The 13,513-nt window shown below is 62.2% G+C and carries 11 protein-coding genes; 9 read left to right on the top strand and 2 right to left on the bottom strand.

The window, feature by feature from the left end:
- Positions 1–97: 97 nt before the first annotated feature.
- Positions 98–1,279 (top strand): DUF444 family protein, encoded by a 1,182-nt coding sequence (locus EK373_RS05020; protein WP_129641627.1) that lies wholly within the window; start codon positions 98–100, stop codon positions 1,277–1,279.
- 7 nt (positions 1,280–1,286) lie between these two features.
- A complete protein-coding gene (locus tag EK373_RS05015) occupies positions 1,287–2,693 on the top strand; it encodes a SpoVR family protein (RefSeq protein WP_198683074.1) in 1,407 nt (468 codons plus the stop codon).
- 12 nt (positions 2,694–2,705) lie between these two features.
- Here EK373_RS05015 and EK373_RS05010 read toward each other — a convergent pair whose 3' ends face one another.
- Positions 2,706–3,581, bottom strand: coding sequence for an NmrA family NAD(P)-binding protein (locus tag EK373_RS05010; RefSeq protein ID WP_129641626.1), 876 nt, complete (start codon positions 3,579–3,581; stop codon positions 2,706–2,708).
- 181 nt (positions 3,582–3,762) lie between these two features.
- Between EK373_RS05010 and EK373_RS05005 the strand changes: the two genes are divergently transcribed.
- Genes EK373_RS05005 through EK373_RS04990 form a run of 4 tightly spaced genes read left to right on the top strand, consistent with a single transcriptional unit; the run spans position 3,763 to position 6,590 of the window.
- The gene (locus tag EK373_RS05005; RefSeq protein WP_129641625.1) at positions 3,763–4,746 is read left to right on the top strand and encodes a LysR family transcriptional regulator; all 984 of its coding nucleotides are present in this window, start codon (positions 3,763–3,765) and stop codon (positions 4,744–4,746) included.
- A gap of 41 nt (positions 4,747–4,787) precedes the next feature.
- The gene (locus EK373_RS05000) at positions 4,788–5,666 is read left to right on the top strand and encodes a hypothetical protein (protein WP_129641624.1); all 879 of its coding nucleotides are present in this window, start codon (positions 4,788–4,790) and stop codon (positions 5,664–5,666) included.
- 8 nt (positions 5,667–5,674) lie between these two features.
- Positions 5,675–6,214 (top strand): NUDIX domain-containing protein, encoded by a 540-nt coding sequence (locus EK373_RS04995; protein WP_129641623.1) that lies wholly within the window; start codon positions 5,675–5,677, stop codon positions 6,212–6,214.
- A gap of 7 nt (positions 6,215–6,221) precedes the next feature.
- Positions 6,222–6,590 carry a YfeK family protein gene (locus EK373_RS04990; protein WP_129641622.1) on the top strand — a complete coding sequence of 123 codons (369 nt, stop codon included), beginning with the start codon at positions 6,222–6,224 and terminating at the stop codon, positions 6,588–6,590.
- Between the two features lie 12 nt (positions 6,591–6,602).
- Here the strand turns inward: EK373_RS04990 and EK373_RS04985 are convergent, their stop codons facing one another.
- Complete coding sequence (locus EK373_RS04985; RefSeq protein ID WP_129641621.1) at positions 6,603–7,280, bottom strand: glutathione S-transferase; 678 nt, start codon at positions 7,278–7,280, stop codon at positions 6,603–6,605.
- A gap of 276 nt (positions 7,281–7,556) precedes the next feature.
- Between EK373_RS04985 and EK373_RS04980 the strand changes: the two genes are divergently transcribed.
- The 3 genes from EK373_RS04980 to EK373_RS04970 all read left to right on the top strand — a co-directional run bounded on the left by EK373_RS04980 (position 7,557) and on the right by EK373_RS04970 (position 13,490).
- Entirely contained in the window at positions 7,557–8,777 is a 1,221-nt protein-coding gene (locus EK373_RS04980; RefSeq protein ID WP_129641620.1) for an efflux RND transporter periplasmic adaptor subunit, read from the top strand.
- A 92-nt stretch (positions 8,778–8,869) separates the two neighbouring features.
- Entirely contained in the window at positions 8,870–12,052 is a 3,183-nt protein-coding gene (locus EK373_RS04975; protein WP_129641619.1) for an efflux RND transporter permease subunit, read from the top strand.
- Positions 12,045–13,490, top strand: a complete 1,446-nt coding sequence (locus EK373_RS04970; RefSeq protein WP_129641618.1) for an efflux transporter outer membrane subunit — start codon at positions 12,045–12,047, stop codon at positions 13,488–13,490. Before EK373_RS04975 ends, EK373_RS04970 begins: the two co-directional genes overlap by 8 nt.
- The last annotated feature ends 23 nt before the right edge of the window (positions 13,491–13,513 follow it).

Here is a 13,513-nt window from a genome sequence, read left to right as displayed (position 1 = left end):
GCGTGCGTTAAGGAGTAGTCTCTAAGGACCAATCCATGGCGCGCTCAACAGGAGTACTGTAGCTGCGAGGTCGAATGAGACGGGGGTTGCGAGCGACATGAGCGACATCCCAAGGGGTAGTGATTCTGGCAATCGCAGCCCGGGCGAGGCCGGTTGGTACGACCTCTTCTCGCGCGGCGCGCGCGACTGGCTGCGCCACAACGACAAGGTGCGCGATGCCGTGCGCCAGCATCTGCCACAAATCGTGGCCGGCGCCGACGTGCTCACTGGTGGTGCAAGCACCGTGCGCGTGCCGGTGAAGATGCTGGAGCACTATCGTTTCCGGTTGCGCAATTCCAACGAGCAGCAAGGCGTCGGGCAGGGCCAGGCGAAGCCCGGCGATCGCATCGGTCGGCCCCAGCAGGACAGCGAGAATCAACGCGGCCAGGGCGGCAACGAAGACGGCGGCGTGCAGTACACGCTGGAGTTCCGCATCGACGACATCGTCGACTGGCTGTGGGAAGAAATGCAGCTGCCGAATCTCGAGGCCAAAGCCGGCCGCGCCAAGGAAGATGACTGGACGCGCGAAGGCTGGGATCGACGCGGCGCGCGCTCACGACTCGATCGTCGCCGCTCGATGAAGGAATCCATCAAGCGTCGCGGTGTGCAATCAGCCAGCGGCGCCGAGTCGCCTTCTTTCACCGATGACGACCTGCGCTATCGCCAGCTCGCGAAGCGTGAGCAACCGGCCATGCAGGCGGTCGTCGTTCTGTTGCTCGATGTCTCGGGCAGCATGGGCGAGCGCGAGCGGCAGATCTCCAAGACGTTTTTCTTCTGGGCCATTCAGGGGCTGCGCCGGCAGTACCGTCACCTGGAGCTGGTGTTCGTCGCGCACACCTCCGAAGCGTGGGAGTTCGAAGAGGACGAGTTCTTCAAAGTCACCGGCACTGGCGGCACGGTCGCTTCGGCCGGCTTGAAGAAAGTGCGTCAGATCATCGACGAGCGTTACAGCCCGAGCCAGTACAACATCTATTTGTTCTACGCCTCCGACGGCGAGAACTTCCCGTCCGATCAACCGCAGGCGCAGGCCGCACTGGAAGATGTATCCGGCGACTGCAATTACAGCGGCTTCCTGGAAGTCGCCCCGCTCGCCGGTTCCGCGCCGGACAGCGAAATCGGCAGACTGTTCGTCGACCTGTCGCGGGATGACGATAGCGTCGGCGCGTATCGCGTCAGCGGCACCGATGACATCTGGAATGCCGTGCGGCATTTCTTCACCCACGCTTCTCAGGGGTCCTGAGTCGGCCATGCCCGAACCGATGCACACAGAAGATTGGCAATCCCACATCTCGCGCATCGAACAGTTGGCTCGTGCGCAGGGATTGAAGTACCACCCGGTCGAGTTCGAGGTGGTGCCGGAAAGCTTCATGACCGAGATCGCGATCTACGGTCTGCCAGTGCGCATGCCGCACTGGTCTTTCGGTGTTCGTTACATCTACCAGTTGATCCAGCATCGCATGGGGCTGTCACGGCTGTTCGAAGTCGTGTTCCCCGGCAATCCGGGTCGCGCGTATCTCGCCAAGAGCAACAGCGCGGCGGAAAACGTGCTGGTCACGGCGCACGTGCTCGGGCATGCGGACTTCTCCGCGAACAACATGTTGTTCCGTCGCAGCCAGGACCAGGTCGGCGAGCACATCGTCGAACAGGCCGCAGCGCATGCGCGCCAGATTGCGATGGCCATCGAAGAACATGGCTTGGAACGCGTGGAGCTCGTGCTCGACGCGGCGTTGTCGTTGGAACAACACATCGATATCGATCAGGGTCTGCGTCGGCCCCGCTATCCCGAAACGATTGCGGAGCGCGGGCCGCCGGCAAACGATGAGTTCGCGAAGCGCTTTGCCTCGCTCGGCCCGGACACCGCGCGACCGGCGCACAGCGGTCCGGCGAAGAAAGCGCCGATCCCGCCGCATCCCGAAAGCGACCTGCTGTGGTTCATCGCGCAGTACGCGCCGGAGATGGAGCCCTGGGAGCGGGACATCTTCCTGGCGGTCCGCGAAGAGTCGTTCTATTTCTATCCTGTGTTTGCCTGCCAGATCATGAACGAAGGCTGGGCTTCGTATTGGCACGCACGGCTGTTACGCGAGGCGGACTTCCTGCCCTCGGCCGCCTATGTCGATGCGATCAAATGTCACTCGGATGTGGTGCGCCCGACCGCAAGCGGCGAGAACGTCGCGCTCGCGACCAATCCGTATCACTTGGGCTTCTCGATTTGGGAAAAAATCGTCGAGGCGCAGGGCCTGGAAGCCGCTCGCCGGATCATGGCGGAAGACGACGACTTCTCGTTCGTGCGCAACCATCTCACTCATGACCTGGCCACGGAGTTGAAGCTGTTCCGCTTCAAGGGCCCGGCGACCGGCACACTGACTGTGCAGGAAATGGATCTGCCAATGCTTCACGAGGCACTGCTACATCCGAAGTACGGCTTCGGCGCGCCGAGAGTGAGCGCGTCTCGCATTCATGTGGACGGTAAGCTCGAGCTGGTCCACGACCACCTCACCGACGGGCGCGGTCTCGATCCGGAACGTGCGCGCAAGGTGCTGGAATACGTCGCGAGAGTGTGGCGGCGTCCGGTGACCTTGGCCACCATCGACAACGATCAACGCAGTGTCGAGATTTCCGTCTCGCCCGGCCTGACGCCAAGCTTCACTCGCTGAGGAGTGGGCGGCTCAGGCCGCGGAAGCTGACAAGAACCGCGCCTTGTAGTCCTGCACGAACGCTTCGAGAGAGCGCGGCGGACGGCCGGTCACGTCCTGAACGACGGTATTGGGCGGGACATTGAGCATGTTGGACGCGCACGCGTCCCAATATTCCAGCTTCGCTTCAATCATCACCGGCGACAGACCCTTACCCTGCAGCCAACCACGGGCTTCGTTGGCAGTGATGTCATGGTAGCGAACCGGCTTGGCGAGAATATGACTGAGCCTGTCAGCGATTTGCGGAAAGCTAAGCGACTCCGAGCCGGTCACCGTATAGATGCGCCCCGCATGCGAAGGATCTTTCAAAGCAGCGACCGCGACGGCGGCCACGTCCCGTGCGTCGACCCAGCTCCAGGCATTGGAGCGGAACGGGCCGGCGATCAGTCCTTGCTGGGCGATCGTGGGCGCGAATTCGAACAACAGCTGGAGCATGTAAGCCGGCCGCAGACGGGTCACGGCAACGTCCGGACAAGCCGCCACGCCGCTTTCGGCCTGGCCCAGCCAGCGAAGCATGCGGGCGCAACACATCTGCGGATTGGCGCCGACGCCCGACAGCTGAACGAAACGCCTGACGCCGGCCGCCTTGGCGGCGGTGGCCATCTTCAGATGGGCTTCGGCGATGTGAGGGGAATAGCCGGAGGCCAGGAAAGCGGCCTCGACACCCTCGAAGGCGCGCTGCAGACTGCTCGGGTCCTCCGGATCGGGGCGGACTGCCTCGATATTCGGGGCCTTGATCGGCAGATCGACGGGTTCCTGTAATAGCGCACGGACCGCCACGGGCTGATTGGCTAGCTCGGCGAGCACTGCTCGGCCTACATGGCCCGTTACGTCCGTCACCAGAAACATCGTTCAATCCCCCGGTAGCAGGTCTTGATCAAGGGTTGCGAAATTGGGCGATACATTAAGCAAGCTTCGGATTGCGGTAAACCACCGCGGCAGCAAAAACTTCGTGCGTTACGGTCATCAATGGAGAGCCTACAATGCGCCCACGTCACGGTTCCGTGACTGCAGGGAAAGAATTCTTTGAATGAATAATTTCAGTGACATCGTAGCCTTCGTGCGTGTCGTTGAAGCCCACAGCTTCGTCGCCGCCGCACAGACGCTAGGTATGTCCCCTTCGGCGATAAGCAAGGCGGTCAGCCGCCTCGAGGAACGCCTGGGGGCGCGCCTACTCAATCGCACTACCCGTTCGCTGAGTTTGACCGACTTGGGGACCGGCTTCTATGAGCGTTGTCGTGAAGCGCTCGGCCAGCTCGACCAGGCGGAAAACGAGGTCTCGGAGTCGCGGGGCGTTCCGCGTGGCAAACTGCGCGTGGACGTGCCCATTTCCTTGGGCCGCAAGATCATCGTGCCCGCTCTGCCGCGGTTCATTGAACAAAACCCCGAGCTGACGGTGCAGATGAGCATGAACGATCGGGTGATCGACCTGGTGCAGGAGGGCATCGACGCGGCTCTGCGTGTCGGTAATCTCAGTGACTCCAGCTTGATTGCGCGGCGTGTCGGCAACCTGCGCGGCGTCACCTGCGCCTCGCCCGAATACATCGAGCGCATGGGCGGGCCGCCAAAGTCGCCGGAGGACCTGAAGCCCGAGCAGTGCATCGCCATGTTCCGCCCGGGCAGCAATCAGATTCGTGATTGGATGTTCCGGAAGGAGGGGGTCGACCTCAGCATCATTCCGGCCGCGCCGTTGTCGTTCAGCGATCCCGAATCCGCCGTGGCCGCGGCCGTGAGCGGCGCCGGCTTCGTGCGCACCCTGGATTTCACGGCTGAGGCGCAGATCGCGTCGGGATTGTTACAACCGGTGTTGGAAGACTGGAACGACGGTGCATGGTGGCCGGTCTCGGTCGTCTATCCGCAGCACCGGCAGCCAACGGCGAAGATTCGCGCCTTCATCGAATTCGTCAGCGGCCTGTTCCCGCAGGTCACTCCCGATCGAGTGCCGCTCAACGGCGCTAACGCCGACGCGATTCCGGCTCGTGTCGCACGTATGGCGGCAGCCGCGCCGCCATGACCTAACCCTTGCTTGCTTCCAGCAGCTGTCGAATCAGGCCCATGTCAGACGTAGCCATCAGCCGTGCAATGGCGGCGATACTTTTCCTGTTCTCATCGATTTCGTTGGCGCAAGACCTGAAGCAGGTCGACTTCGATGCGCCCGCGGCTACTGCGTGCGCGTTCGACAATCTGACGCTCCCAGAAAATTTACGCGTTTATGCGGCGGGCAGCTATTCCGGCCGCCGACTGGGCTATGCGCTCGATGAGAGCGGACACGAAGCGACTCGCTTCGACATCACCGTGAACAGCCCCTCGCAATCGGTCGCGCTGCTGCTGGGAGCATACGAGCCGAGCGTTTGGAACATCAGCTGGAGCAAAGGCACCAGGATCGTCGCGGTGATGATCTCCGGTTACCACCACCAGGCGGTCGTGGGCCTGGAAGAGTCGGTGCCAGTGTTGAAAAGCAGCTACGACAATCCGGGTCCCTGCGGATATTTCTATGTGAGCGATGCGCAGAGCGGTTCGGTCGACCCCATCGCCCGCAAGCTTTTCCAACAGCCGGTCGATCAGATATTCCCCGGCTACAGCGATGGCCAGATATTGGTCGGCGATTCATTGTCGCTCGGCCTGGAGCTGGTGACTGCGCCGTGGTCGGGGCAAGCGGCTATCGATAGCGCTGTCGCGAGAGGTCTGCTTCGTCCAGCCACGCCCGCCGATGCGGACGCCTGGGCCCTGCTCACGACGGCAAGAACCCGGCCCAACCTGGACAAAGCCTATGTCGTGCTCGCGCCCTTCATCTATCCGAGCGGCCTTTCCGGCGCGGATTCGGTGACCTTCTTCATTCTCCGCAACGTCCCTCGGCCTTCTGGCAACCCCGGTCGGTCGGCCGTTTATGATTTCAATTCGCTGACGTGCAGCGGATCGCAGTGTGTGCGTTGAGTTCGAGTGTGCGCGACGCCATTCGAGCTGAAGTTTGCTCCATTGAACCTTGCGACGCGCTCGAGCGCGCGCATCGTGACGATGCATTGGCGTGGATCGACTCCGGTGCGCAGTTGTGCCGGATTCACAAGCCGGCGACGCCACCCAAACATCTGGTTTCATACTTCGTCCTGGTAGATCAGGACCATGTGCTGCTCGTGGATCACAAGAAGGCGCTACTCTGGCTGCCCACCGGTGGGCACGTCGAGCCGGGCGAGCATCCTCGAGTCACGGTAGTCCGCGAGTTGGCGGAGGAGCTCGGGCTCGCGCTTACGGAAGATGTCAGCGCGCCTTTAATGCTGACTGTTGCAGAGACCGTAGGCATCACGGCCGGGCACACCGATGTATCGCTATGGTACGTCCTGAAGGGAGATCGTCACGCTCCTCTCGAATTCGATACCGAGGAGTTTTACTCGGTACGCTGGTTTCACTTCGATGAGGCGCCGACTTCGCGGAGCGAGCCTCATCTGGCACGGTTCCTGGGAAAGCTGGCCCTGCTTCGAAAGTAACGCACGCGTGAACAAAGTCCTCGCACTCCTGACGCTTGCCATACCGCTGTCAGCACTCCCGGCAGATCCCGCTCCAGTCGCCAGAAGAGAGATCGAGCATCTCATTGCTCATCTGGCCTCATCCGGCTGCCAGTTCAATCGCAATGGCTCCTGGTACAGCGCCGCTCGTGCCGTGAGCCATCTCGAGCGCAAGTACGAGTACTTGCTCGATCGCGACCTCGTTCCCACCGCTGAAGCATTCATCGAGCGCGCGGCATCCGAAAGCAGTTCTAGCGGCAAGCCCTATCTGGTGAAGTGCCCGGGGCAACCGGAAGTCCAGAGCAGCATTTGGTTTCGGTCCGCGCTGGCGACGTTCCGACAAGAATCCAAGCAGTAGCCCGGGCCCTCATCACTCCTTCGGCCCGAAGTCATACCCACCGCCGCGCTCCAAGGCGCGCCGATACGCGGGCCGCGCGTGGATCTTTTGTAGAAACGAGTAGAGCCGCGGCCGACTCTGATCCAAACCGCCGCGCATGGCCGCCGCCTCCAGAGGGAAGCTCAGTTGGATATCGGCGGCAGTGAATTCATTACCCGCGAACCATTCGCTGCGCCCCAGCTCGCCTTCCAGATAGTCCAGGTGCAGCTGTAATTGCGGTGTAATAAACGCCTGCTTGACCTGCCGTGCGATCGCCCGCGCCACCGGACGGATGAAAAACGGCATCGGCCCGCCCTCGATTCGATCGAACACCAACTTTAGTAAGAGCGGCGGCATGGCCGAGCCCTCGGCGTAGTGCATCCAGTACCGGTAGCGCAATCGCTCCTCGGAGCCAGCGGGCGGCGCCAATTTTCCGGCACCGTAACGTTCGACCAGATACTCCAGGATCAAACCCGACTCGGCGAGGGTGCGGCCGTCGTCGGTAATCACCGGCGATTTGCCCAGCGGATGCACCTTCTTCAACTCCGGCGGCGCCAGCATGGTCTTGGCATCGCGCTGATAACGTTGAATTTCATACGGCACGCCCAGCTCTTCCAGCATCCACAACACCCGTTGCGAGCGCGAGTTGTTCAGGTGATGCACCACAACCATCCGGCGTTACTCCATTACCTGTCACGTTATTGCCGCTGTGCCGTCATTGTCGCAATTCTTCAGCCACTGGATGCACTCGATGCGTAGGTGACGGGTTCTTTTGATGACGGCATATAGAGATAACCGATCGTTTCGGTCGCGATTCCTGATCCGACTTCATCAATGTCGTGCGCTCAACCCGATTTCTCCTCTTGCGTCCGGTGCCTAAAGTTGCGCCCCAGTCAGGCAGTGCCGCTGCCGTGTGGATTTGTCTTGCAGGTTTTGAGGGAGTCTCGAATGAACAATACAACTCGTGACAGCCAGCCCGCCGGTCGCTTTGTGACCGTTGTGTTGCCAGCACTGGCCGCTGCCGTGCTGACGCTGCTGCTGCAGGGCTGCAGCAGCGAAGCGCAGACGCAAGCCGCCGCGCCGCTGCCGCAGGTTTCGGTCGCCGCCGCGCTCGAACGCGACGTGCAGGAATGGGATGAATTCACCGGCCGCCTCGAAGCAGTGGAATCGGTGGAGATTCGGCCGCGCGTGACTGGATACATCGAAAGCGTGAACTTCACCGAAGGCAGCATCGTGAAAAAGGGCGATCTGCTGTTTGTGATCGACCCGCGTCCGTACCGCGCCGATCTGTCGAAGGCGGAAGCCGAGCTGGCCCGCGCCATCGCCCGAGCTGAATTGAGCAATACCGATGTGGAGCGCAGTGAAAAGCTGCTCGGCGTAAAGGCCGTCTCTCGCGAAGAGTATGACCAGCGTCTCAACGCGCAGCGCGAATCGCAGGCCAACGTCGAAGCTGCTCGCGCCGCCGTGACGGCTGCGAAGTTGAATCTCGAATTCACTCGCGTCACCGCGCCGATCACCGGCCGCGTCAGCCGCGCTGTTGTCACTGCGGGCAACCTGGTGACGGGTGGTTCGACTCAGGCGACGTTGCTCACGACGCTGGTGTCGATCGATCCGATCTACGTGACCTTCGAAGGCGACGAGCAGGTGTATCTGAAGTACACCGAACTGGCCCGTCGTGGCGATCGTCCGAGCTCGCGCGACGCCGCCAACCCCGTGCTGATGGCGCTGGCGAACGAGCAGGGCTTCCCGCACAAGGGCGCGATGACGTTCGTCGATAACCAGGTCGATCCGCGCACCGGCACGATTCGCGCCCGCGCTTCGTTCGAGAACAAGGACGGCTATCTCACGCCGGGCTTGTTTGCCCGAGTGAAGCTGCTGGGTCACAGCTCGCACAAGACGGTGCTGGTCGACGATCGCGCCATCGGTACGGATCAGAGCCAGAAGTTCGTTTACGTGGTCGATGGCGAGAACAAGGTCTCCTATCGCAGCGTGAAGGTCGGCCGGCTCACCGATGGCCTGCGCATCGTCGAAGACGGCCTGCAACCCGGCGAGAACGTGATCGTCAATGGCCTGCAGCGTGTGCACCCGGGCGTGATCGTCGCTCCCGAAAAGGTGGCGATGGATGCGCGACTGAACGACAACGCGATGCTCGCGTCGACCAAGCCCTGAGAATCAGCTGATTGTTGCCTGACCTGTTTGGCCGCGGCCTCGCGCCGCGGCTGTAGGGGCCGCTTTCGCCCCCGTTTTGTGGGGAAACATTTATGAAATTCGCTCGCTTCTTCATCGATAGACCGATCTTTGCCGCGGTCGTCTCGATCGTCATCTTCCTGGTCGGCGCGATTGCCATGTGGCAGCTGCCGATCAGCCAGTACCCGGAGGTCGTGCCGCCGACCGTGGTGGTCAACGCAAGCTATCCGGGCGCCAATCCCAAGGTGATCGCGGAAACCGTCGCGGCGCCGCTCGAGCAGGAAATCAATGGTGTCGAGAACATGCTCTACATGTCCTCGCAGGCCATGAGCGACGGTCAGATGACACTGACAGTTACGTTCCGTCTCGGCACCAACATCGACACGGCGCAGGTGCAGGTCCAGAACCGCGTGGCGCAGGCATTGCCACGCCTGCCCGAAGACGTGCGACGCGTCGGCGTCACCACCTTGAAGGCATCGCCCGATTTGTTGATGGTCGTACACCTCACTTCGCCCGATAACCGTTACGACACCGTCTATCTGCGCAACTACGCCACACTGCAGATTCGTGACGTACTGGCGCGCCTGCCCGGCATGGGCGACGTTCGCTTGTTCGGCTCCGGCGATTACTCCATGCGCGTCTGGCTCGATCCGGAACGCATCGCGAGCCGCGGCCTCACCGCGGGCGATGTCGTCAACGCGATCCGCGAACAGAACGTGCAAGTCGCCGCTGGTGTCATCGGCGCGGATCCCGCACCGGCCAACGTCGACTATCAGTTGAACGTCACTGCGTCCGGACGCTTGATCACCGAGGAACAGTTCGGCGACATCATCGTAAAGACGCTGCCTGACGGCTCCATCACGACGCTCAAAGACGTTGCGCGAATCGAGCTCGATGCCGCCCAATATTCGTTGCGCAGCTTGTTGGGCAACAAGTCCGCCGTCGCGATTCCGGTCTCTCAGTCCCCTGGCGCCAACGCACTCGAGCTGTCCGATGCCGTGCGCGCCACCATGAAGGAGCTGAGCCAGAACTTTCCGGAAGGCGTCAGCTATGAAATCGTGTACGACCCGACCATTTTCGTGCGCGACTCGATCAAGGCCGTGATCAAGACGTTGTTGGAGGCGCTGGCGCTGGTCGTGATCGTCGTGATCGTGTTCCTGCAGACCTGGCGCGCCTCGATCATTCCGTTGCTGGCCGTGCCCGTGTCCATCATCGGTACGTTCGCGCTGATGCTGGCCTTCGGCTTCTCCATCAATGCGCTGTCGCTGTTCGGCCTGGTGCTGGCGATCGGCATCGTGGTCGATGACGCGATCGTGGTGGTCGAAAACGTCGAACGAAACATCGAGAGCGGCCTGTCGCCTTTGGAAGCGACCTACAAGGCCATGGATGAGGTCAGCGGTCCCATCATCGCCATCGCCCTGGTGCTGGTCGCGGTGTTCGTGCCGATCGCATTCATCACCGGCCTCACCGGCGAGTTCTACAAGCAGTTCGCGCTGACCATCGCCATCTCGACGGTGATCTCCGCGATCAATTCGCTGACCTTGAGCCCGGCGCTGGCCTCGCTGCTGCTGAAGCCGCACGGTGCGAAGCCGGACGCGCTGACTCGCGGCATGGACAAAGTGCTCGGCCGCTTCTTCCGAGCGTTCAACAACTTCTTCCATCGCTCCGGCGACAAGTATGTCGGCGGCGTGCGTGGCGTGCTCCGTCACAAGAGCATGACGATGGGCGTGTTCGCGCTGCTGCTGGTTGCGACCTGGGGCCTGTTCCAGGTCACGCCCAAAGGCTTCATCCCGGTGCAGGACAAGCAGTACCTGATCACGCTGATCCAGCTGCCGAACGCGGCTTCGTTGAATCGCACCGAACAGATCGTGCGTGAGGTGGGCGAGATCGGCATGAAAGTACCCGGCGTGCACAACGCGGTGCAGTTCCCTGGCCTGTCGGTCGCCGGTTTCACCAACAGCTCCAACTCGGCCATCGTGTTCTTCGCGCTGGACGATTTCGACAAGCGTAAGTCGCCCGAGCTGTCGGGCTTCGCGATCGCGCAGCAGTTGAACGGTGCGCTGAGCTCGATCAAGGAAGCGCAGATCGTCACGTTCCCGCCGCCGCCGGTGAACGGCCTCGGCACGCTCGGCGGCTTCAAGCTGCAGCTCGAGGATCGCGCTGACTTGGGCTACGACGAGTTGTACAAGGCGACGCAGGCAGTCATCGCCAAAGCGCGTCAGGCGCCGGAGCTCACCGGCGTGTTTTCGAACTACGAAGTGAACGTGCCGCAGATTCTCGCCGACGTGAATCGCGTCAAGGCCAAGGAGCACGGCGTGCCGCTCAGCAACGTGTTCGAGACGCTGCAGGTGTATCTCGCGTCCCAGTACGTGAACGACTTCAACCGTTTCGGCCGCACCTACAAGGTGATCGCGCAGGCGGACTACGACTATCGCGCGAAGGCTGAAGACATTCTGCAATTGAAGACGCGCAACGAAGCGGGCGACATGGTTCCGCTCGGCTCCGTCGTGCAGGTCTCGCAGACCTACGGCCCGGATCGCGTGTTCCGTTACAACGGCTATCTGACTGCCGATATCAACGGCGGTCCGGCGCCCGGCTATTCGACCGGCCAGGCAAAGGCGGTGATGGAGCGCATCCTTGCCGAGAATCTGCCGAACGGCGTGAAGTATGAATGGACCGATCTCACCTATCAGGAAATCCTGGTCGGCAACAGCTCGGTGTTCGTGTTCCCGTTGTGCGTGCTGCTGGTCGTGCTGGTGCTCGCAGCGCTGTACGAGAGCTGGACGCTGCCGCTGGCCATCGTGGCCATCGTGCCGATGGCGCTGCTGTCCGCGATCTTCGGTGTGTGGATCACCGGCGGCGACAACAACATCTTCACGCAGATCGCACTGTTCGTGCTGGTGGGCCTGGCGAGCAAGAACGCGATTCTGATCGTCGAGTTCGCCAAGGACCGCGAGCAAGCCGGCGTCGATCCGTATAACGCCGCGCTCGAAGCCGCGCGCCTGCGACTGCGGCCCATCCTGATGACTTCGATCGCATTCATCATGGGTGTGGTGCCGCTGGTGCTCGCGTCGGGGGCAGGCGCGGAGATGCGTCACGCCATCGGCATCGCCGTGTTCTCCGGCATGCTTGGAGTGACCTTCTTCGGTCTGTTCCTGACACCAGTGTTCTACGTCCTGCTGCGCGCGGCCGTCGTCAAGAAATTCCGTGCTGGCAACAAATCAGAGGCCATCGAAGGAGCGGCCCATCATGCGTAACCTGAAACAAGTAGCGTTGAATGTGAGCAAGAAGTTGTCCGTTCTCGCGGTGAGCGCCGTGCTCGCCGCCTGCGCGGTCGGGCCGGACTACCAGCGGCCCGAGACGAAGTCTCCCGATGAGTTCGTGAGCACGGACGCGACGCAGTTCGCGACCGCCGATGTCGAGGGCGACTTCTGGAAGGCGTTCAACGATGAGCAGTTGAACTCGCTCATCGAAGAAGCGCTGGCGGCGAACCACGACATTCGCATCGCGACTGCCCGCTTGCGGGAAGCGCGAGCAATTCGTGGCGAGGCGCAGTTGGATTTCGCACCGACCGTGACCGCTTCGGCTGGTCAGACCGAATCACGAGGCAGTGCGCGCCAGGCGCTTGGCTTCGCGCGCGATCAGGACTACTACGATGCGGGCTTCGACGCGTTCTGGGAATTGGACTTCTTCGGTCGCATCCGACGCAACGTCGAAGCGAACACGGCGTTGGTGCAAGCGGCAGAGGCGGGCGTGTACAGCACGCAAGTGAGCATCACTGCTGAAGTCGCACGCAATTACTTTGAGTTGCGGGGCTCGCAGCAGCGGCTCGAGGTTGCTCAGCGTAACGCGGAGAACCAGCGTGAAACGCTGCGAATCACGACCGCTCGACTCGATGCGGGCCGTGGCACGCAGCTCGATACGTCACGCGCGCAAGCGCAGCTGTCGGCGACGCTCGCAACGATTCCGGATTTCGAATCGGACATCACTCGCAGCATCCTGCGTCTGGGCGTGCTGACCGGCAAGTCGCCCGAAGCCCTGCTCCCCCAGCTCTCGGCGGTGCAGAAGCTCCCGACGCTGCCGACGACTCAAAACATCGGCACGCCGGAGCTGCTGCTGCGTCGTCGTCCTGACATCATGGTTGCGGAACGTCAGCTGGCCTCGGCCACCGCGCAGATCGGCGTTGCGGTCGGTGACTTGTTCCCGCGCATCTCGTTCGTCGGCCGCTGGGGCTTCGACGCCATCGACAGCGGCGATCTCGGCAAAGGCAGCAGCGAGAGCTACGCCTTCGGCCCGAGCATTCAGTGGGCCGCGTTCGATCTTGGTCGCGTTCGCCAGCAGATCAAACAGCGCGAAGCTGCCACGGATCGTGCGCTGGCCGTGTACCAGCAAACGGTGCTTCAGGCGCTCGAGGAGACTGATGCGAGCATGACTGCCTATGTGAAGGCAAAGGTGAAGCAAGCTCACCTGCAAGACAGCACCACCGCTTCGCTCGAAGCCGTGACGCTGGCTCGCGCCCGCTACGAAAGCGGCGTCGCCGACTTCCTCACCGTCCTCGATGCGGAACGCAGCGCGCTGACGGCGGAAGATCAGCTGGCATTGAGCGAAACGCAGACAGCGACGGCGCTGCTCGCAACGTACAAGGCCCTGGGCGGCGGCTTCCGGCCGTTGGATGCGCAGGCTTCGCTCAAATAAGACGCCGACTGGCAAGGATGGGC

Source organism: Peristeroidobacter agariperforans, from assembly GCF_004138335.1.
GTDB lineage: Bacteria > Pseudomonadota > Gammaproteobacteria > Steroidobacterales > Steroidobacteraceae > Steroidobacter > Steroidobacter agariperforans.
This window is presented reverse-complemented; position numbering and strand designations above follow the sequence as displayed.

Excerpts from the sequence above, each read along its gene's own strand:
- EK373_RS05020 (WP_129641627.1), top strand. The coding sequence starts at position 98 with ATGAGCGACATCCCAAGGGGTAGTGATTCTGGCAATCGCAGCCCGGGC.
- EK373_RS05015 (WP_198683074.1), top strand. The coding sequence starts at position 1,287 with ATGCCCGAACCGATGCACACAGAAGATTGGCAATCCCACATCTCGCGC.
- EK373_RS05010 (WP_129641626.1), bottom strand. The coding sequence starts at position 3,581 with ATGTTTCTGGTGACGGACGTAACGGGCCATGTAGGCCGAGCAGTGCTC.
- EK373_RS05005 (WP_129641625.1), top strand. The coding sequence starts at position 3,763 with ATGAATAATTTCAGTGACATCGTAGCCTTCGTGCGTGTCGTTGAAGCC.
- EK373_RS05000 (WP_129641624.1), top strand. The coding sequence starts at position 4,788 with ATGTCAGACGTAGCCATCAGCCGTGCAATGGCGGCGATACTTTTCCTG.
- EK373_RS04985 (WP_129641621.1), bottom strand. The coding sequence starts at position 7,280 with ATGGTTGTGGTGCATCACCTGAACAACTCGCGCTCGCAACGGGTGTTG.
- EK373_RS04980 (WP_129641620.1), top strand. The coding sequence starts at position 7,557 with ATGAACAATACAACTCGTGACAGCCAGCCCGCCGGTCGCTTTGTGACC.
- EK373_RS04975 (WP_129641619.1), top strand. The coding sequence starts at position 8,870 with ATGAAATTCGCTCGCTTCTTCATCGATAGACCGATCTTTGCCGCGGTC.
- EK373_RS04970 (WP_129641618.1), top strand. The coding sequence starts at position 12,045 with ATGCGTAACCTGAAACAAGTAGCGTTGAATGTGAGCAAGAAGTTGTCC.